Source organism: Pseudomonas oligotrophica, from assembly GCF_021726475.1.
GTDB classification, from domain to species: domain Bacteria; phylum Pseudomonadota; class Gammaproteobacteria; order Pseudomonadales; family Pseudomonadaceae; genus Stutzerimonas; species Stutzerimonas oligotrophica.
Map to the genome: position 1 here is coordinate 60,902 of NZ_JAKJRU010000001.1, position 19,953 is coordinate 80,854.

The window sequence follows — 19,953 nt, forward strand, 5'->3', positions numbered from 1 at the left end:
TGGGCAGCCGGCTGGAACGCAAGGAAGCATCGAACATGGCCGAACACAAGCCGATCAATTGGGCTTACCCGTTTCCCAGCAAGGACACCAGCCACAATCCGCTGCAACTGCTTACACATATGGCCCAGGCCAAAGGCGGATTCTACCCCACCGGCGAAAACGGCTTATGGCATGGCGGCGTGCATTTCGACGAAGGCACGGCGGCAGCATTCGACCAGTCGAGCGTGCGCTGTATCGCCGACGGAGAGGTGATTGCCTACCGTATCGATGAACGCTACCCGGTCAGCGAATTCACCGACGACATTCCGTTGGTCAAACGAGCGCCCTTTTCCACGGGGTTCGTTCTGGTCAAGCACAGCCTGCAGCTGCCGCCACTTAAGAACGCTGACGACAGCATCGTCGAAGGGCAAACCCCTCCAAGCCTCACTCTCTACAGCCTGTACATGCACCTGCTGGATTGGGCGGGCTACCAGGCACAAGCGGACCTTCCGCGCCCCGCCTTCTGGGAAACCAAACGCTATACCGTGAATACGCAGCACGATGGCCTGAGCGTTCGCGCAGGCCCGAGCAAGCACACCACCAAGCTGTCGGAGCTGTCCAAGGGTGCCGAGATCACCATCGGCGAGACGGAAGGCGAGTTCAGCAAGCTGGTCAGCCTCATCAGCGGGACGGCACAACCCGTCCTATCAGCTGACGACGAGGGGCAACTGCCCGGCTATGTATCCACCAGCTTGCTCAAGCCGCACAGCGAGCCAGCGGAATACGGCAAGGTCGTCGTTCTCGACAGCGGATTGCCGATCAAGGCGGGTGACCTTATTGGCCATCCCGGCCTGTACCAGAACCACGACAGCGCCGCTCAGCGCATGGTCCATGTCGAACTGTTCAGCTGCGACGATGTGCCCGCCTTTATCGCCCAGAGCCGCGCCTGGGCCAGCCGCTTGCCGGACGACAAGAAAACCCTGCTCAAGGTCTACAAAGGTGCGAGCAAACTGATCACCCATCGGGACGATATCAATGCCGAGAACCCGCCCAAGTTGGACGACGATGGCACGCAGATCGGCGTCGACCTGATCATTCCGCAGTCCTTGCTGGATGGGCTCCCCACTTCGAGAAAAATCCAGGCTAAGGATGGCGCGGACAACACCATGCACTGGTGGCGGCTGGACGGCCTGTTCGCCGACGCTAACGGCAACCCCATCGACGGCTGGCTCGCCGAGCAGGAGCTGATCACTACTCGTCACAGTCCGTGGCAGTGGGAAGGCTTCCAGTGCATCGAGGAAACCGGAACGCCCATCGAAAAGCTCGCCTACGCCTTCAATGCCAGAGGCCTGCTGAGCGCAGACGAACAGCACAACTACCGGGCGCAGATCAGCAAGGCCGATGGCGGTCCCCTGACGGCGCTGGCTCGGCTGTACGCCATCGCCGATCCCGACAAGGATGGCGTATTGACCAGCACTGAAATCCAAGCAGCGCTGGCCAGGCCTTGGCACGCTCAAGTGCTTGGCCAACTGGTCGCCAAATATGAAAGCGAGTGGTTCTGGAACAAGGGCAAGTGGGAGGAGCTCGATCCATTGTTGGAAGAAGAGCCCGGCGAGCCGAATCTGCTCTGGGAAGCGGAAAAGCAGCGAATCAAGGCGTTAAGTTGGCGGGCTGATCTGGCGGGAAGACATGGGATTGAAGGCGGTGGCAGGGCATGGCACTTCAACCCCATATGGCTTACCAGCACTTTCATTGCGGCGGGCGCGTTCAAATTTACCTTGGATATTATGAGGCAACTCTATCCCGATTTGGACGCCAACAGGGAAGACGATCTGACCGACATAGCCAATGAGCTCAACAGTCACATCGCATTGTACAACCTAGACACACCACTCAGGAGAGCTCATTTTTTCGCACAAATACTGCAGGAAACCGGACCACAGCTGGCCATAGAAGAGAACTTCATCTATAGAGCCGACTCATTGATAAACATGTTCAGGTATTTCAGAATTAATCCGGACAAAGCCACACGGCATGGTTATGACAGGCATCCCGCAACGAAGGCTGATGGCAGCAGAATGTCCCAGGAGGACTTCGAGGCAATTGCCAACGGGGCCTATGGCAGCCGGGCCGACCTAGGAAATGGTGACTACGCTACGGGAGATGGATGGAAATTCCGCGGCCGAGGGCTAAAGCAACTGACCGGAAGATACAATTACGAGGCACTAACAGCTTGGCACAGCCGGCATGCCAGCCACTGGCCCTACGATGCGCATGTCGATTTTTCGGAACAGCCTGACCTTCTATTGACCATGAAATATGCGACCCGATCCGCCGCAAGCTTCTGGATCACAAACAAGCTGTACAACCTCGCAGATAAAGGATCCAGTTCAGCAGTTGTGGATTCCCTGACAAGGGTAGTCAATAAAAATACGAACAGCTACACAGCAAGGCGAGCAAACTTTGAAAAAATCTGGAGTACGAAAATCTTGCAATAAGCGCAGCCATTCTGCTCGCACACCCCAGCCAAAGCGGAAAAAAATGAAAACCTTCAACCTATTTATCTTTCTTGCTCTTTCTCTGCCCTCCCTTCTGACGGCACAAACCATCGATAGCGGCGTTCCATTTTTCCGCTGCGCAACCCAATCCAACAAAGTTGTAGAACTGTTAAAAGAAGGCGACACGATAATCTACCGCTTTGGGCAAGCCAATAGTGCACCAGAGCTCGAGCTAGCAAGGCCATCGAGAGAAGTTTCGATATCGATAGGCACAGTCTCTGGGAATGAGCTGAGCAACTCCATAACATTCGCTAACGGAGAATATCGGTACAGAATAATTTCCAGCGTTAATAGAATTGCTGATACTCAGACCCCCAGACACGGTGTCATGGTAATGAGGAATTCGAGCCGTCTAGCCTATATAGCTTGTATTCCGAGCTCCGTTGGGGGGAGCTTGCTTGATGTTGAGCAATAATCTTCGGCCTGCAGGTCATGTCCATCTAGCTCAAAAACAGCTTGGCCGATCGGCCGAGACACTTGCTTCAACTCAGCAAGAGTCAGCATGCCCGAGCCCAAGCTGAACGCTTAAAACAGCCCGGCAGGCTAGCGTGCCACTCGCCCTTTCTCCCCCACCGCTCTGCTAGCATCAACCGAGTGTCCATTGGCGTGAACAAGGCGGCGCCTTGCCGAACATGACCGACTCTCGTTTTTCGCCCGGCACCCTGGCTTTCGACCTCGATGGCCCGTTGCTGCGCATCGATGGCGACTGGACGCTGCAGCACTACGCGGCTTTGCGGCGTCAGGTGCTGGGGGTTCTGGCGAGGATCGATGCGCGCAGCCAGGTCGCGCTGGACGGTCTGGGCGCGCTGGATACTGCCGGCGCCGGCCTGCTGGTGGAGCTGCTCGGCCAGGAGCGCATCGCCGCCATCGAGGCCTGGGCGCCCGGCTTGCCGGCCGAGCGCCTGGCCTTGCTGCAGAGCGTGGCGCGCGCGCTGGCGCAACCCGAGGCCGAGCAGCCTCGGCAGGGTTACGAGTTCGGCGACGTGCTGGCCCATATCGGGCGGACCGTGCAAGGCGTCTGCCGGCAGCAGCGGATGCTGCTCGGCTTCATTGGCCTGACCTTGCAGACGCTGCTGCTGAACCTGCCGCGCCCGCGGCGCTGGCGGCTGACGCCGCTGGTCGCGCATGTCGAGCAGACCGGGCTGGACGCGATTCCCATCGTCGCCTTGCTGACCTTCCTGGTCGGCGCGGTGGTGGCCTTTCTCGGCGCCACGGTGCTCGCCGACTTCGGTGCGACCATTTACACCGTGAGCCTGGTGGGCTTCTCCTTCCTGCGTGAATTCGGCGTGCTGCTGGCGGCGATCCTGCTGGCCGGGCGCAGCGCCAGCGCCTTCGCCGCGCAGATCGGCTCGATGAAGTCCAACGAGGAGATCGACGCGATCCGCACCCTCGGCCTGAGCCCCATCGAGCTGCTGGTGCTGCCGCGGGTGCTGGCGATGCTGATCGCGCTGCCGATCCTGACCTTCGTCGGCATGCTCAGCGGCATCGTTGGCGGCGCGGTGGTCTGCGTGCTGGCGCTGGACATCTCGCCCACGCTGTTCATGACGATCATGCAGCGCGACATCGACCTGGTGCATTTCCTCGTCGGCATGGGCAAGGCGCCGGTGTTCGCCTTCGTCATCGCGGTGATCGGCTGTCTGGAAGGCTTCAAGGTCGGCGGTAGCGCACAGTCGGTGGGCGAGCACACCACCTCCAGCGTGGTGCAGTCGATCTTCATGGTGATCCTGCTGGATGCCATCGCCGCGCTGTTCTTCATGGAGATGGGCTGGTGAGCGGCGAGGCGCTGGTCCAGGTGCGCGGGCTGGTCAACCGCTTCGGCAGCCAGACGGTGCACGACGGCCTGGACCTGGACATCCGTCGCGGCGAGATTCTCGGCGTGGTCGGTGGTTCGGGCACCGGCAAGTCGGTGCTGCTGCGCAGCATCGTCGGCCTGCGCCGGCCCAATGCCGGCAGCGTTCAGGTGTTCGGCGAGAACCTGCTGGCGCTGTCGGCCGCGCGGCGCTCGCAGGTGGAGCGGCGCTTCGGCGTGCTGTTCCAGCGCGGCGCGCTGTTCACCTCGCTGAACCTGCAGGAGAACGTCGCCCTGCCGCTGATCGAGCATGCCGGCCTGGCGCGCCCCGACGCCGAGCACCTGGCGCGGCTGAAGCTGGCGCTGGCCGGGCTGCCGGCCGATGCCGCCTGCAAGTATCCCGACGAGCTGTCCGGCGGCATGGTCAAGCGCGCGGCGCTGGCCCGCGCGCTGGCGCTCGATCCGGAGGTGCTGTTTCTCGACGAGCCCACCGCCGGCCTCGACCCGATCGGCGCGGCGGCCTTCGACCAGCTGATCCTGACCCTGCGTGATGCGCTGGGCCTGAGCGTGTTCCTGGTGACCCATGACCTGGACACCCTCTACACCATCTGCGACCGCGTCGCGGTGCTGTCGCGCAGGCGGGTGCTGGTGGCCGACCGCCTGGCGGAGGTCGAACGCACCGACGACGACTGGATCCGCGACTATTTCCACGGCCCCCGTGGCCGCGCGGCGCAGCAGGCCGCGGTAGTGCAGGAGGAGCGCTGAATGGAAACCCGTGCCCATCATGTCCTGATCGGCCTGTTCACCGTGCTGGCGGTCGGCGGCGCCCTGCTGTTCTCGCTGTGGCTGGGCAAGTCGAGCATCGACCGCGAATACAACTACTACGAGATCAGCTTCAACCGCGCGGTGAGCGGCCTGTCCACCGGCAGCTCGGTGGAGTACAGCGGCATCAAGGTCGGCGATGTCGAACGGCTGTGGCTGGAGCCGGACGACCCGCGCAAGGTGCGCACGCGCATTCGCGTCTATGCCGGCACGCCGATCAAGGTCGATACCCGCGCCCGCCTGGCGCTGGCCAACATCACCGGCGCCATGGTCATCCAGCTGCATGGCGGCAGCCCGGAAAGCGCGCGCCTGGAAGGCAAGCGCGACAACCCGCCGCTGATCATCGCCGACCCGTCGCCGCTGAGCGCGCTGCTGGAGAATGGCGAGGACCTGCTGACCAACGTCAACAACCTGCTGCGCAACGCCAACAGCCTGTTCTCCGAGGAAAACGCCGGGCGCATCGGCCGCACGCTCGACAACCTCGAGCAGGCCACCAGCGTGCTGTCCGAGCAGCGCTCGGACCTCTCCGCGGCACTGGCCCAGCTCAGCCGCATCACCGAGCAGACCAACACGGCGCTCGGCGAGATCACCGAACTGACCCGCAGCGCCAATCGCCTGCTCGACGGCGAAGGCCGCGCCGTGCTGGCCAGCGCCGAGCAATCGATGCAGGCGCTGGAGCGTTCGACCCGCCGCCTGGATGAGCTGCTGTCGAACAACCAGGGCGCGCTGCACAACGGCCTGCAGGGCTTCAACGAGATCGGCCCGGCGCTCAACGAGCTGCGTGGCACGCTCGGCGCGCTGCGCCGTGTCACCCAGCGCCTGGAGGACAACCCGAGCGGCTTTTTGCTCGGCCGCGACCAGCTCGAGGAGTTCGAACCATGACCCGCGCCTCGCTTCGCCACAGCCTGCTGCTCGCCCTGCTCGGCGCGCTCTCGGCCTGCTCGATCCTGCCGGCGGCCGAGCCGCTGCGCGCCTACCTGCTGCCGACCTCGGCCAGCCCGGCGCGTGCCGCGACGCAGCCGCAGGCGATGACCCTGCGCATCCAGACCCCGCACGCCAGCCGCCTGCTGGCCACGCCCCGCATCGCCGTGATTCCGGTCGGCAGCCAGATCAGCAGCTACCGTGGCGCGCGCTGGAGCGACGCGGCGCCGACGCTGCTGCGTGACCGGCTGATCGAGACGTTCCAGGGCAGCGGGCGGGTCGCCTCGGTGGTCAGCGAGGACAGCGGCCTGCAGGCCGAGCGCGAGCTCGCCAGCCAGTTGCTGGCGTTCCAGGCCGAATACGTCGACGGTGCGCCGCTGGTGGTGGTCCGTCTCGACGCGCAGCTGGCCGACGGCCAGACCCAGCGCGTGCTCGCCAGCCGCCGCTTCGAGGTACGCCAGCCCAGCCGCGATGCCTCGCTGGACGAGGTGGTCAGTGCCTTCGGCCAGGCCAGCGACGCGCTCGCCGGGCAGCTGCTGGACTGGATCCTGCAGCAATGACGCAGCGCTTGTGCTCGTCCTGACCCTGGCCACACCGGAAAAAACCGCGCATTAATTGACCTGAGTGAGCGCGCCGGTCACAAGGATCGCCCTAGCATTGCCGCAGGCAACACAGCGAAGAGCCGCCCATGAAACCTGAACTGAAGAAGAAGCTGATGCGCGGCGGCGTGGCCGTTGCCATCCTGGTGGCCGCCGGCCTGATGCTCTGGTCGGAGCTGCGCCCCAACGGGCTCGGCGACGGCTTCGCCAGCGGCAACGGGCGTATCGAAGCCACCGAGATCGACGTGGCCAGCAAGCTTGGCGGGCGCATCCGCGAGATCAGCGTCGACGAGGGTGACTTCGTCCAGCCCGGCCAGGTCATCGCACGGATGGACACCGAGGTGCTGGACGCCCAGCTGAACCAGGCCCGCGCCCAGGTTCGCCAGGCGGAGAATGCCATCCTCACCGCCCAGGCGCTGGTGGCCATGCGCGAGAGCGAGAAGGCCACGGCCGAGGCCGTGGTGCACCAGCGCCAGGCCGAGCTGACCGCCGCGCAGAAGCGCCACAAGCGCACCGAGACGCTGGTCGCACGCAACGCCATGGCGCGCCAGCAGCTGGACGACGACCTCGCCGCCATGCAGAGCGCCCAGGCTGCGCTGGCCGCCTCGCGGGCGCAGGTATTGTCCGCCGAAGCCGGTATCGCGGCGGCACGTTCACAGGTGATCGAGGCGCAATCGGCGCTGGAGGCGGCCCAGGCCAGCGTGCTTCGGCTGCAGGCGGATATCCGCGACAGCGAGCTGAAGACCGACCGCGTGGCCCGTGTGCAGTACCGCGTGGCGCAACCGGGCGAGGTGCTCGGCGCCGGCGGCAAACTGCTCAATCTGGTCGACCTGGCCGACGTCTACATGACCTTCTTCCTGCCCGAGCGCCAGGCCGGCCGTGTCGCCATGGGTTCGGAGGCACGGCTGGTGATCGATGCCGCACCGCAGTACGTGATTCCGGCCAAGATCACCTACGTCGCCAGCGTCGCGCAGTTCACGCCGAAGACCGTGGAAACCGAAAGCGAGCGCGAGAAGCTGATGTTCCGGGTCAAGGCGCGGATCGACCCCGAGCTGCTGAAGAAGCACATGGAACAGGTCAAGACCGGCCTGCCGGGCGTCGCTTACCTGAAGCTGGACGCCGACGCCGAATGGCCGGCGCACCTGCAGATCAATGTCGGCCAATGAACCAGTCCCCTGCCCCGGTCGCCGAGATCAGCGGCGTCAGCCTGCAGTACGGCAAGACCCGCGCGCTGGATGACCTCAGCCTGAGCCTGCCGGCACGCTGCATGGTTGGCCTGATCGGCCCGGACGGGGTCGGCAAGTCCAGCCTGCTGGCGCTGATCGCCGGTGCGCGCAAGCTGCAGCAGGGCCATGTGCAGGTGCTCGACGGCGACATGGGCGATGCCGGCCACCGCCGCGCGGTCTGCCCGCGCATCGCCTACATGCCCCAAGGGCTGGGCAAGAACCTCTACCCGACGCTGACGGTGTTCGAGAACCTCGAGTTCTTCGGCCGACTGTTCGGCCAGGACGCCGCCGAGCGCCGCTGGCGCATCGCCGAGCTGACCCGCAGCACGGGCCTGGCGCCCTTCGTCGAGCGCCCGGCGGGCAAGCTCTCCGGTGGCATGAAGCAGAAGCTCGGCCTGTGCTGCGCGCTGATCCACGACCCCGACCTGCTGATCCTCGACGAGCCCACCACCGGCGTCGACCCGCTGTCGCGTGCGCAGTTCTGGGAGCTGATCGAGCGCATCCGTGGCGAACGCCCGCAGATGAGCGTGCTGGTGGCCACCGCCTACATGGACGAGGCGCAGCGCTTCGACCATCTGGTGGCGATGGACGCCGGCCAGGTGCTGGCCACCGGCACGCCGACCGAACTCCTGGCGCGCACCGGCAGCGACTCACTGGAGCAGGCCTTCATCCGCCTGCTGCCGGAAGCCAAGCGCAGCCAGCACCGCGAGCTGATCATCCCGCCGCAGCCGGCGAGCGACAGCATCGCCATCGAGGCCCACGGGCTGACCATGCGCTTCGGCGATTTCGTCGCGGTGGATCGGGTCAATTTCCGCATCGCCCGCGGCGAGATCTTCGGTTTCCTCGGCTCCAACGGCTGCGGCAAGACCACCACCATGAAGATGCTCACCGGCCTGCTGCCCGCCAGCGAGGGCGAGGCGCTGCTGTTCGGCAAGCCGGTGGACCCGCACGACATGCAGACCCGTCAGCGCGTCGGCTACATGTCCCAGGCCTTCTCGCTGTACAGCGAGCTGAGCGTGCGGCAGAACCTCGACCTGCATGCGCGGCTGTTCCATCTGCCGGCAGAGCGGCGCGACGCGCGCATCCAGGAAATGCTCGAACGCTTCGACCTCACCGGCGATGCCGAGAGCCTGCCCAGCAGCCTGCCGCTGGGCGTGCGCCAGCGTCTGTCGCTCGCGGTGGCGGTGATCCACAACCCGGAGATCCTGATCCTCGATGAGCCCACCTCCGGGGTCGACCCGGTGGCCCGTGATGGCTTCTGGGAACTCCTGGTGCAGCTGTCGCGCGAGGACGGCGTGACCATCTTCATCTCCACCCACTTCATGAACGAAGCGCTGCGCTGCGACCGCATCTCGCTGATGCACGCCGGGCGGGTACTCGACAGCGACACGCCGCAGGCGCTGATGGCCAAGCGCGGGCTGCCGACGCTGGAACAGACCTTTATCGCCTACCTAGAGGAAGCCGCCGCCGCACATACCGGGGAGCAGCCGGCAACGCCGCCCGCCGCACCGAGCAAGCCCTCCCAGGCCACAGGCAACAACGGACGCCAGGCCCGCTTCAGCTTGCGCCGTCTGCTCAGCTACACCCGCCGCGAAGCCATGGAGCTGCGCCGCGACCCGATCCGCGCGACGCTGGCAATGCTCGGCAGCGTGCTGCTGATGTTCATCATGGGTTACGGGGTCAGCTTCGACGTCGAGAACCTGACCTACGCCGTGCTCGACCGCGACCAGACCACCACCAGCCAGCACTACCTGCTGAACATGGCCGGCTCGCGCTACTTCATCGAGAAGGCTCCGCTGGCCAACCATGCCGAGCTGGACCAGCGCATGCGCAGCAACGACATCAGTCTGGCCGTGGAGATTCCGCCGAACTTCGGCCGCGATCTCAAGCGCGGCGCGGTGCCCCAGGTCGCGTTCTGGATCGATGGCGCCATGCCGATGCGCGCCGACACCATCAAGGGCTATGTGCAGGGCATCCACCTCAACTACCTGCAGCAGCTGGCCCGCGAGGCCGGTGTCGAAGGTCAGCTGGCACCGGCCGATGTCGCCATCCGCTACCGCTACAACCCTGACGTGCAGAGCCTGCCGGCCATGGCGCCGGCGATGATCCCGCTGCTGCTGATGATGATCCCGGCGATGCTCACCGCCCTCGGCGTGGTGCGCGAAAAGGAACTGGGCTCGATCACCAACTTCTACGTCACGCCGACCACCCGCCTGGAATTCCTGCTCGGCAAGCAGCTGCCCTACATCGCGCTGGGGATGTTCAACTTCGCCACCCTGGCGCTGCTGGCGGTGTTCGTCTTCGGCATTCCGATCAAGGGCAGCATCCTCACCCTCTGCCTCGGCGCGCTGCTCTACGTCACCTGCGCCACCGGCCTGGGGCTGCTGATGTCATCGATCCTCAACAGCCAGATCGCGGCGATCTTCGGTACCACCATCGTCACCCTGCTGCCGGCGATCCAGTTCTCCGGACTGATCCACCCGGTCTCGGCGATGGAGGGCGCCGGCGCCTTCATCGGCAAGCTCTACCCGACCAGCCACTTCCTGATCATCAGCCGCGGGGTATTCTCCAAGGCGCTCGGGCTGGCCGAGCTGTACCCCTATTTCATTCCCATGCTGCTGGCCATTCCGCTGCTGACCCTGCTCAGCGTCGCCGGCCTGCGCAAGCAGGAGAAATGACATGGGCGGCCTGCGACGCAAGCTAGGCAACATCTTCCAGCTCGGCCTCAAGGAGCTGCGCAGCCTCTACCGCGACCCGGCGATGCTGGTGCTGATCATCTATTCGTTCACCGTGGCGATCTACGAAGGTGCCACGGCGATTCCCGAGGCGCCGCACCGGGCCAGCATCGCGGTGGTCGACGAGGACCGCTCGCAGGCCTCGCTGCGTATCATCAATGCCTTCCAGCTGCCCTATTTCATCGAGCCGAAGGCTATCAGCCTGCAGGAGATGGACAGCGGCATGGACGACGGCCTCTACACCTTCACCCTGAACATCCCGCCGCGCTTCCAGCAGGACCTGCTCGCCGGCCGCCAGCCGACCATCCAGCTCAACGTCGATGCCACCCAGGTCAGCCAGGCGTTCACCGGCGCCGGGCACATCCAGCAGATCATCGCCAGCGAGACCGCCGAGTTCGTTCGTCGCTACCGCAGCGAAGACGCGCTGCCGGTCGAAGCGGTGGTGCGCACCGCGTTCAACCCCAACCTCAGCCGCGCCTGGTTCGGCGCGGTGAACGAGGTGATCAACCAGATCACCATGCTGGCGATCATCCTCACCGGTGCGGCGCTGATCCGTGAGCGCGAGCACGGCACCATCGAGCACCTGCTGGTGATGCCGGTGACGCCGTTCGAGATCATGGTCGGCAAGGTCTGGGCCATGGGCCTGGTGGTGCTGGCGGCAGCGGCGTTCGCCCTGCGCTTCGTCGTCGAGGGCTGGCTGGACATCCCGATCCAGGGCTCGCTGTGGCTGTTCGCCGGCGGTGCGGCGCTGCACCTGTTCGCCGCCACCTCGATGGGCATCTTCTTCGGCACCGTGGCGCGTTCCATGCCGCAGCTGGGCCTCTTGGTGATCCTCACGCTGATCCCGCTGCAGATCCTCTCCGGCGGGGTGACGCCACGCGAAAGCATGCCCGAGCTGGTGCAGAACATCATGCTGGTGGCGCCGACCACGCATTTCGTCGAACTGGCCCAGGCGATCCTGTTCCGCAATGCCGATGCCGCCATCGTCTGGCCGCAGTTGCTGGCGCTGGCGGTGATCGGCGCGGTGTTCTTCGTCGGCGCGCTGTCGCGGCTGCGCGTGTCGTTGCGCTGACAGCGCGAGGGCGTCGGCAAGCGGCTGGCCAGAGCCCGCCGAGGCGCCGGCTCGCCGGCACCGGGCCATCACCTTACAATCACCGCGGTAACCAAACGGTCACCGGCAAGCCTGCACCGAGCGGGAATTTTTGCAGACCCACCCGGTCTATGCAGCCGACATGCCCAGAGCCTGCTGCTCGGCAAAGCGCCAAGGAAGCCCAATCATCATGCGCATTCTCGTAACCGGCGGAGCCGGATTCATCGGTTCCGCACTGATCCGCCATATCATCCAGGACACCGCGCACAGCGTGCTCAACCTGGACAAGCTGACCTACGCCGGCAACCTCGAGTCGCTGGCCGGCGTCGCGGATGATCCGCGCTACCAGTTCGTCCAGGCGGACATCGCCGATCGCGAGCGGGTCAGCGAAGCGCTGCTCGACTTCCAGCCGGACGTGATCATGCACCTGGCCGCCGAATCCCACGTCGACCGCTCGATCGACGGCCCGGCCGAATTCATCCAGACCAACATCGTCGGCACCTACCAGCTGCTGGAAGCCGCCCGCGCCTACTGGCAGAGCCTGCCGGCCGGCCGCCGCGAGGCGTTCCGCTTCCACCACATCTCCACCGACGAGGTGTACGGCGACCTGCACGGCACCGACGACCTGTTCACCGAGACCACGCCCTACGCGCCGAGCTCGCCCTACTCGGCGAGCAAGGCCTCGTCGGACCATCTGGTGCGCGCCTGGCAGCGTACCTACGGCCTGCCGGTGCTGGTGACCAACTGCTCGAACAACTACGGGCCGTTCCACTTCCCCGAGAAGCTGATCCCGCTGGTGATCCTCAACGCCCTGGACGGCAAGCCGCTGCCGGTCTACGGCGACGGCTCGCAGATCCGCGACTGGCTGTTCGTCGAGGACCACGCCCGTGCGCTGCTCAAGGTGGTCAGCGAGGGCGAGGTCGGCCAGACCTACAACATCGGCGGCCACAACGAGCAGAAGAACATCGACGTGGTGCGCGGCATCTGCGCGCTGCTCGAGGAACTGGCGCCGCACAAGCCGGCCGGCCTGGCGCGCTTCGAGGACCTGATCACCTTCGTCACCGACCGCCCCGGCCATGACGTGCGCTACGCCATCGACGCCGGCAAGATCGAGCGCGAGCTCGGCTGGACCCCGCAGGAAACCTTCCAAAGCGGCCTGCGCAAGACCGTGCAGTGGTACCTGAACAACCTCGAATGGTGCCGTCGCGTCCAGGACGGCAGCTATCAACGCGAGCGCCTCGGCGCCCTGGAGAAGATCGCATGAAGGGAATCATCCTCGCCGGCGGGTCCGGCACGCGCCTGCACCCCATCACCCTCGGCGTGTCCAAGCAGCTCTTGCCGATCTACGACAAGCCGATGATCTACTACCCGCTGTCGGTGCTGATGCTCGCCGGCATCCGCGACGTGCTGATCATCTCCACCCCGCAGGACCTGCCGCAGTACCAGAACCTGCTCGGCGACGGCAGCCAGTTCGGCATCCGCCTGCAGTATGCCGAGCAGCCGTCGCCGGACGGCCTGGCCCAGGCCTTCCTGATCGGCGAGGAATTCATCGGCCAGGACCCGGTGTGCCTGATCCTCGGCGACAACATCTTCCACGGCCAGCACTTCACCGAGAAGCTGCAGCGTGCCGCGCGCCAGGAAAAGGGCGCCACGGTGTTCGGCTACTGGGTCAAGGACCCGGAGCGCTTCGGCGTGATCGACTTCGACGAGACCGGCAAGGCGCTGTCCATCGAGGAAAAGCCGAAGAAGCCCAAGTCCAGCTACGCAGTGACCGGCCTGTACTTCTACGACAACGACGTGATCGAGATCGCCAAGTCGATCAAGCCCTCGCCGCGCGGCGAGCTGGAGATCACCGACGTCAACATGGCCTATCTCAAGCGCGGCGACCTCAACGTCGAGCGCTTCGGTCGCGGCTTCGCCTGGCTCGACACCGGCACCCACGACAGCCTGCTGGAGGCCTCGCAGTACGTGCAGACCATCGAGCACCGCCAGGGCCTGAAGGTCGCCTGCCTCGAGGAAATCGCCTACCAGCACAAGTGGATCGACCGCGAGCAGCTGCTGCGCCGCGCCGATGCGCTGGGCAAGACCGGCTACGGCCAGTACCTGTTCAAGCTGGCGGGTGAAGACGCATGAAGGTCGTCGAAACCAGCCTGCCCGAGGTGCTGATCCTCGAGCCCAAGGTGTTCGGCGACGAACGCGGCTTCTTCTACGAGAGCTTCAACGCGGCCGCCTTCGAGGCGGCCACCGGGCTCCAGCGCCAGTTCGTCCAGGACAACCACTCCAAGTCGCGGCGCGGCGTGCTGCGCGGCCTGCACTACCAGATCCAGCAGCCGCAGGGAAAGCTGGTGCGCGTGGTGCAGGGCGAGGTGTTCGACGTGGCAGTGGACCTGCGCCGGAGCTCGCCGAGCTTCGGCCGCTGGACCGGCGTGCTGCTGAATGCCGAGAACAAGCGCCAGCTGTGGATTCCCGAAGGCTTCGCCCACGGCTTCGTGGTGCTCAGCGAGACCGCCGAGTTCCTCTACAAGACCACCGACTACTACGCGCCGGAGCATGAACGCAGCCTGCTGTGGAACGACCCGGAACTGGGCATCGAGTGGCCGCTCGACGAGGCGCCGCAGCTGTCGGCCAAGGACATCGCCGGCAAGCTGCTGCGCGACGCGGAGCTGTTTGCATGAAGATCCTGATCACCGGCAGCAAGGGCCAGCTCGCACGCGAACTGCAGACCGAGCTGGCCGGTGAGGGCAAGGTGCTGGCCCTGGGGCAGAACGCCCTCGACCTGGCCGACGCCGAGCAGATTCGCCAGCAGGTGCGCCTGCTGCGGCCGAACCTGATCCTCAACGCCGCCGCCTACACGGCGGTGGACCGCGCCGAAAGCGAACGCGACAAGGCCTTCGCGGTGAATGCCGTGGCGCCGGGCGTGCTGGCCGAGGAAGCCGCGCGCCTGGGCGTGCCGCTGGTGCACTACTCCACCGACTACGTCTTCGACGGACGCAAGCCGTCGCCCTACCGCGAGGACGACACGCCCAACCCGCTCGGCGTCTACGGCGCCAGCAAGCTGGCCGGCGAGCGCGCGGTGCAGGCGGTCGGCGGCCAGCACCTGATCCTGCGCACCAGCTGGGTCTATGGCCTGTACGGGCGCAACTTCCTGCTCACCATGCTGCGCCTGCTGCAGGAGCGCGACGAGCTGTCGGTGGTCAGCGACGAGATCGGCGCGCCGACCTGGGCCCGCGGCATCGCCATGGCGACCGGCGCGATGGTGCGCCGCTGGCGTGCCGGCGAGGCCGGGATGGACGGGCTCTACCACCTCGCCGCCGGCGGCGAGACCTCCTGGTATGGCTTTGCCTGCGAGATCGCCGAACACCTGCGCCGCCAGGGCCGGCTCAGGGCCCGGGTCCTGCCGATCCTGTCCAGGGACTACCCGACCGCCGCCCAGCGGCCGCTCAACTCGCGGCTCGACTGCAGCCGCCTGCACAGCCACTGGGGCGTGGCCCTGCCGCACTGGCAGGTCGCCCTGGCGCAGTGCCTGGCGCAGCCACAGGGTCATCCGGCCGAACAGCTCGCTGCGCAGCCGCATCCAGCCTGAGCGGCGCCGCGGCGAAACTGAACGCGGCGCCCGCGACGGTGCATAATGCAGCCGATCCCCAGGCTGCCCCTGCATGACTTCGACCTCCACACTCCGTCGCCCGCGCTGGCGCAGCCTCGTGCTGCTGGCACTGCTGCTCACCCCGCTGCTTTGGCCGCTGCAGCAGTTGGCCGAGCGCTATTACCGCAACGAGCTGACCGAGCAGAACCGCCAGACCCTCGACCTCTACGTCGCCAACCTGCTGGGCACGCTGAACCGCTACGAGGTGCTGCCGCGCATCCTCGGCGACCTGCCCGGGCTGCGCGCGGCGCTCGAGCAGAGCGAGGTCCCGCAGCTCCGCGACCGGGCCAATCGCCTGCTGCGGCAGTTGCAGCAGCGCACCGGCGCCGACGTGATCTACCTGATGGACACCCGCGGCACCACGCTGGCGGCCTCCAACTGGGATGCCGAGGACAGCTTCGTCGGCCGCAACTTCGCCTTCCGCCCGTACTTCCGCCAGGCCATGGAAGGCCGGTTGGGGCGTTTCTACGGCCTGGGCAACACTTCCGGCAAGCGCGGCTACTACTTCGGCGCGGCGGTGCGCGACGGCGAGCGGATCCTCGGCGTGCTGGTGGTCAAGGTCGACCTGGACCACACCGAGACGCTCTGGGGCAAGACGCCCGAGCGCCTGCTGGTGACCGACAACTTCGGCGTGGTGATCCTCACCTCGGAGCCGGCCTGGCGCTTTCGCGCCAGCCGCGCGCTGACCCTCGACGAGCGCGAACAGATCGCCTTCGACCGGCCCTACCCCACGCTCGCGCCCGCCGACCTGACGCTGGACATCGACGCCTGGCTGATCCAGAGCCGCGAGCTGAAGGAGACCGGCTGGACGGTGCGCATCCTCGCGCCGATCAGCCTGGTCGAGCGGCCGATGCGCACAGCGGTGGCGATCGGCGCCGCGACCCTGGCCGCCCTGCTGCTGCTGGTCGGTCTGCTGATGCAGCGGCGCCGGCACTTCGTCGACCGCCTGGCGCTCGACGCCCAGGCGCGCCACGAACTGGAACTGCGCGTGCAGGAGCGCACCCGCGACCTGGAAGCGCTGAACAACCGCCTGAAGGTCGAGGTGCTCGAGCGCGAGCAGGCCCAGCAGGAGCTGGTCCGCGCCCAGGACGAGCTGCTGCAGGCCGGCAAGCTGTCGGCCCTCGGCACCATGAGCGCCAGCATCAGCCACGAGCTGAACCAGCCGCTGGCGGCGATCCGCAGCTATGCCGACAACGCCGGCGTGCTGCTCGACCATCAGCGCGTCGGCGAGGCGCGCGACAACCTCAAGCTGATCAGCGAGCTGACCGCGCGCATGGCCTCGATCATCGCCCACCTGCGCGCCTTCGCCCGCCGCGACCAGCATGCGCCCGAGCGCGTCGCCCTGCAGCCGGCGCTGGACGACGCCCTGGCGCTGGTCGCCAAGCGCCGCCAGGCGATGGGCGTGGAGCTGGTGCGCGACCTGCCCGAGGCCACGCTGTGGGTGCAGGCCGGCGAGACGCGGCTGCGGCAGATCCTCGCCAACCTGTTGGCCAACGCCCTCGACGCCCTCGCCGAGCGGCCGCCGACGCGGCGCATCTGGCTGCGCGCCGAGCAGCGCGCCGACGGCGTGTTGCTGAGCCTGCGCGACAACGGCCCGGGCTTCTCCGACGAAGCCCTGCGCCGCGCGCGCGAGCCGTTCTTCACCACCAAGACCAGCACCCAGGGCCTGGGCCTGGGCCTGGCCATCTGCGATACGCTGGTGCGCGCCCTCGGCGGCGAGCTGCGCATGGGCAACAGCGACGAAGGCGGCGCGCTGATCGAACTGCACCTGCGCTCGGCCGAGCCCGGCAGCGCCTTCCCCAGCGAGGACTACCTGCAATGAGCGACAACCGCATCGACGACGGGACCCAGGTGGTGCTGATCGACGACGACCCGCACCTGCGCAAGGCGCTGAGCCAGACCCTCGACCTCGCCGGGCTCAAGGTCGTCTGCCTGGAGGACGCACGCACCCTGGAGGCGCGCCTGCCGGCCGACTGGCACGGCGTGGTGGTCAGCGACATCCGCATGCCGGGCATCGACGGCCTGCAGCTGCTGGCCAACCTGCAGGGCCGCGACGCCGACCTGCCGGTGCTGCTGATCACCGGCCACGGCGACGTGCAGCTCGCCGTGCAGGCGATGCGCGCCGGCGCCTATGACTTCCTCGAGAAGCCCTTCCCCAGCGAGGCGCTGCTCGACTCGGTGCGCCGCGCCCTGGCCCTGCGCCGCCTGGTGCTGGACAACCGCAGCCTGCGCCTGGCCCTGGCCGACCGCCAGCAGCTGGCCGGCCGCCTGCTCGGCCAGTCGCCGGCCACGGCCCGCCTGCGCGAGCAGATCGGCGCGCTGGCCGGCACCTCGGCCGACGTGCTGATCCTCGGCGAGACCGGCGCCGGCAAGGAAGTGGTGGCGCGTGCGCTGCACGACCTCTCGGCGCGGCGCGACGGCCCCTTCGTCGCGATCAACGCCGGCGCGCTGGCCGAATCGGTGGTCGAGAGCGAACTGTTCGGCCACGAGCCGGGCGCCTTCACCGGCGCGCAGAAGCGCCGCATCGGCAAGTTCGAGTTCGCCAATGGCGGCACCCTGTTCCTCGACGAGATCGAGAGCATGAGCCTCGATGTGCAGGTCAAGCTGCTGCGCCTGCTGCAGGAACGGGTGGTCGAGCGCCTGGGCGGCAACCAGCTGATCCGCCTGGACATCCGGGTGATCGCCGCGACCAAGGAAGACCTGCGCCAGGCCGCCGACCAGGGCCGCTTCCGCGCCGACCTCTACTACCGGCTGAACGTCGCGCCGCTGCGCATCCCGGCGCTGCGCGAGCGCAGCGAGGACATCCTGCTGCTATTCCAGCAGTTCGCCGAAACCGCCGGCGAGCGCCACGGCCTGGCGCCGCGCGCGCTCTCGGCCGAGCAACGCGCCCAGCTGCTGCGCCACGCCTGGCCGGGCAACGTGCGCGAGCTGCAGAACACCGCCGAGCGCTTCGCCCTCGGCCTGGGCCTGGGCCTGGACAGCCCGCCGGCCGAGCCACAGGGCGGCGCCAGCCTGCCCGAGCAGGTCGAAGCCTTCGAGCGCGCGCTGATCGCCGCCGAGCTGGCACGTCCGCACAGCTCGCTGCGCAGCGCCGCCGAGGCGCTGGGCATTCCGCGCAAGACCCTGCACGACAAGCTGCGCAAGCACGGCCTGGTTTTCGCAGACGGTGGCGGAACCCCGCCCGAGGAAAACGACTGAAATGGCGGATTTCCGCCACGCCACTGTCACCCCCGGCTGCTAGCCTGAACCGGGCCGATGCCTGTCGCACTGGCAAGCAGCATGGCTGAAAGGTGCGATCCAGACGGCTTTCCTGGCCTTTTGCCATTCAATTTTGCGGTCTCGACTGGTACAACGGGCGGGCTCTTGCCGACCGCGGCCGATCTGGCACAGGCATTGCTCCATCAAACCGCCGAACCCGCGCAGCCCGTCTGCCCGGTTCATCGCCGAGCCGTAAGAAGCGGCTCTTCACAACAAGAGGAAAGAACCCATGCTCAAACTGACTGCCAAGGCGCTGGCCTGCGCCCTGTCGCTCGGCATCGCCGGCCTGGCCCACGCGGCCGACCCGATCGTCATCAAGTTCTCCCATGTGGTCGCCGAGAACACGCCGAAAGGCCAGGGCGCCCTGATGTTCAAGAAAATGGTGGAAGAGCGCCTGCCGGGCAAGGTCGAGGTTCAGGTCTACCCGAACTCCTCGCTGTTCGGTGATGGCAAGGAAATGGAAGCCCTGCTGCTGGGCGACGTGCAGCTGATCGCCCCGTCGCTGGCCAAGTTCGAGCATTACTCCAAGGGTGTCCAGGTCTTCGACCTGCCGTTCCTGTTCGACAACATCGAGGCGGTGGACCGCTTCCAGAAGGGCGAGGCCGGCCAGAAGCTGCTGCGCTCGATGGAAGACAAGAACATCACCGGCCTGGGCTACTGGCACAACGGCATGAAGCAGCTGTCGGCCAACAAGGAACTGCGCGAGCCGAAGGACGCCCGCGGCCTGAAGTTCCGCGTACAGGCTTCGGCGGTACTCGACGAGCAGTTCAAGGCGCTGCGCGCCAACCCGCGCAAGATGAGCTTCGCCGAGGTCTACCAGGGCCTGCAGACCGGCGTGGTCAACGGTGCCGAGAACCCCTACTCGAACATCTACTCGCAGAAGATGCACGAAGTGCAGAAGCACATCACCGAGTCCGACCACGGTCTGCTGGACTACATGGTCATCACCAACACCAAGTTCTGGAACGGCCTGCCGGGTGACGTGCGTGGCGAGCTGGAAAGCATCCTGAACGAAGTGACCGTCGAGGTGAACAAGCAGGCCGACGCGCTGAACCAGAAGGCCAAGCAGGACATCCTCGCCGCCGGCACCACCAAGATCCTCGAGCTGAGCCCGGAAGAGCGCGCCAAGTGGCGTGAGGCGATGCAGCCGGTGTGGAAGAAATTCGAAGGCGAAATCGGCGCCGACCTGATCAAGGCCGCCGAAGCCTCGAACAAGGCCGAGTAAGCCTTGCGAAGGGGCGGGCACAACCTGCCCCTTCTACTCTTGAGCGATACAGACAGATCAGTGAAAAAACAAATCCGCTAGCGAAGACCACGCCACCACCCCAAGGCG

The 19,953-nt window shown here is 66.5% G+C and carries 15 protein-coding genes; all 15 read left to right on the forward strand.

Annotated features, from left to right (window positions below; translation table 11 throughout):
• Positions 1 to 35 precede the first annotated feature (35 nt).
• The 15 genes from L3N39_RS00305 to dctP all read left to right on the forward strand — a co-directional run bounded on the left by L3N39_RS00305 (position 36) and on the right by dctP (position 19,845).
• Complete coding sequence (locus L3N39_RS00305; RefSeq protein WP_237255226.1) at positions 36 to 2,477, forward strand: hypothetical protein; 2,442 nt, start codon at positions 36 to 38, stop codon at positions 2,475 to 2,477.
• A gap of 692 nt (positions 2,478 to 3,169) precedes the next feature.
• A complete protein-coding gene (locus L3N39_RS00310) occupies positions 3,170 to 4,309 on the forward strand; it encodes an MlaE family ABC transporter permease (protein ID WP_237255227.1) in 1,140 nt (379 codons plus the stop codon).
• The gene (locus L3N39_RS00315) at positions 4,306 to 5,091 is read left to right on the forward strand and encodes an ABC transporter ATP-binding protein (protein ID WP_431977989.1); all 786 of its coding nucleotides are present in this window, start codon (positions 4,306 to 4,308) and stop codon (positions 5,089 to 5,091) included. The genes L3N39_RS00310 and L3N39_RS00315 overlap by 4 nt, the downstream gene beginning before the upstream one ends.
• Positions 5,092 to 6,030 carry an MlaD family protein gene (locus L3N39_RS00320; protein WP_237255228.1) on the forward strand — a complete coding sequence of 313 codons (939 nt, stop codon included), beginning with the start codon at positions 5,092 to 5,094 and terminating at the stop codon, positions 6,028 to 6,030.
• Complete coding sequence (locus L3N39_RS00325) at positions 6,027 to 6,629, forward strand: ABC-type transport auxiliary lipoprotein family protein (RefSeq protein WP_237255229.1); 603 nt, start codon at positions 6,027 to 6,029, stop codon at positions 6,627 to 6,629. Before L3N39_RS00320 ends, L3N39_RS00325 begins: the two co-directional genes overlap by 4 nt.
• A gap of 128 nt (positions 6,630 to 6,757) precedes the next feature.
• A complete protein-coding gene (locus tag L3N39_RS00330) occupies positions 6,758 to 7,834 on the forward strand; it encodes an HlyD family secretion protein (RefSeq protein ID WP_431977990.1) in 1,077 nt (358 codons plus the stop codon).
• Entirely contained in the window at positions 7,831 to 10,572 is a 2,742-nt protein-coding gene (gene rbbA / locus L3N39_RS00335; protein ID WP_237255230.1) for a ribosome-associated ATPase/putative transporter RbbA, read from the forward strand. Before L3N39_RS00330 ends, rbbA begins: the two co-directional genes overlap by 4 nt.
• Position 10,573: 1 nt before the next feature.
• Positions 10,574 to 11,701 (forward strand): ABC transporter permease, encoded by a 1,128-nt coding sequence (locus L3N39_RS00340; RefSeq protein WP_237255231.1) that lies wholly within the window; start codon positions 10,574 to 10,576, stop codon positions 11,699 to 11,701.
• A 208-nt stretch (positions 11,702 to 11,909) separates the two neighbouring features.
• The gene (gene rfbB / locus L3N39_RS00345; RefSeq protein ID WP_237255232.1) at positions 11,910 to 12,983 is read left to right on the forward strand and encodes a dTDP-glucose 4,6-dehydratase; all 1,074 of its coding nucleotides are present in this window, start codon (positions 11,910 to 11,912) and stop codon (positions 12,981 to 12,983) included.
• Positions 12,980 to 13,852 carry a glucose-1-phosphate thymidylyltransferase RfbA gene (rfbA, locus tag L3N39_RS00350; RefSeq protein ID WP_237255233.1) on the forward strand — a complete coding sequence of 291 codons (873 nt, stop codon included), beginning with the start codon at positions 12,980 to 12,982 and terminating at the stop codon, positions 13,850 to 13,852. The genes rfbB and rfbA overlap by 4 nt, the downstream gene beginning before the upstream one ends.
• The gene (gene rfbC, locus L3N39_RS00355; RefSeq protein ID WP_237255234.1) at positions 13,849 to 14,394 is read left to right on the forward strand and encodes a dTDP-4-dehydrorhamnose 3,5-epimerase; all 546 of its coding nucleotides are present in this window, start codon (positions 13,849 to 13,851) and stop codon (positions 14,392 to 14,394) included. The genes rfbA and rfbC overlap by 4 nt, the downstream gene beginning before the upstream one ends.
• Entirely contained in the window at positions 14,391 to 15,302 is a 912-nt protein-coding gene (gene rfbD, locus L3N39_RS00360) for a dTDP-4-dehydrorhamnose reductase (RefSeq protein WP_237255235.1), read from the forward strand. The genes rfbC and rfbD overlap by 4 nt, the downstream gene beginning before the upstream one ends.
• Before the next feature lie 73 nt (positions 15,303 to 15,375).
• Positions 15,376 to 17,184: a sensor histidine kinase gene (locus L3N39_RS00365; protein WP_237255236.1), complete on the forward strand. Its 1,809-nt coding sequence runs from the start codon at positions 15,376 to 15,378 to the stop codon at positions 17,182 to 17,184.
• Complete coding sequence (locus tag L3N39_RS00370) at positions 17,181 to 18,560, forward strand: sigma-54-dependent transcriptional regulator (protein ID WP_237255237.1); 1,380 nt, start codon at positions 17,181 to 17,183, stop codon at positions 18,558 to 18,560. Before L3N39_RS00365 ends, L3N39_RS00370 begins: the two co-directional genes overlap by 4 nt.
• A gap of 289 nt (positions 18,561 to 18,849) precedes the next feature.
• The gene (gene dctP, locus L3N39_RS00375) at positions 18,850 to 19,845 is read left to right on the forward strand and encodes a C4-dicarboxylate TRAP substrate-binding protein DctP (RefSeq protein ID WP_237255238.1); all 996 of its coding nucleotides are present in this window, start codon (positions 18,850 to 18,852) and stop codon (positions 19,843 to 19,845) included.
• Positions 19,846 to 19,953: the final 108 nt, after the last annotated feature.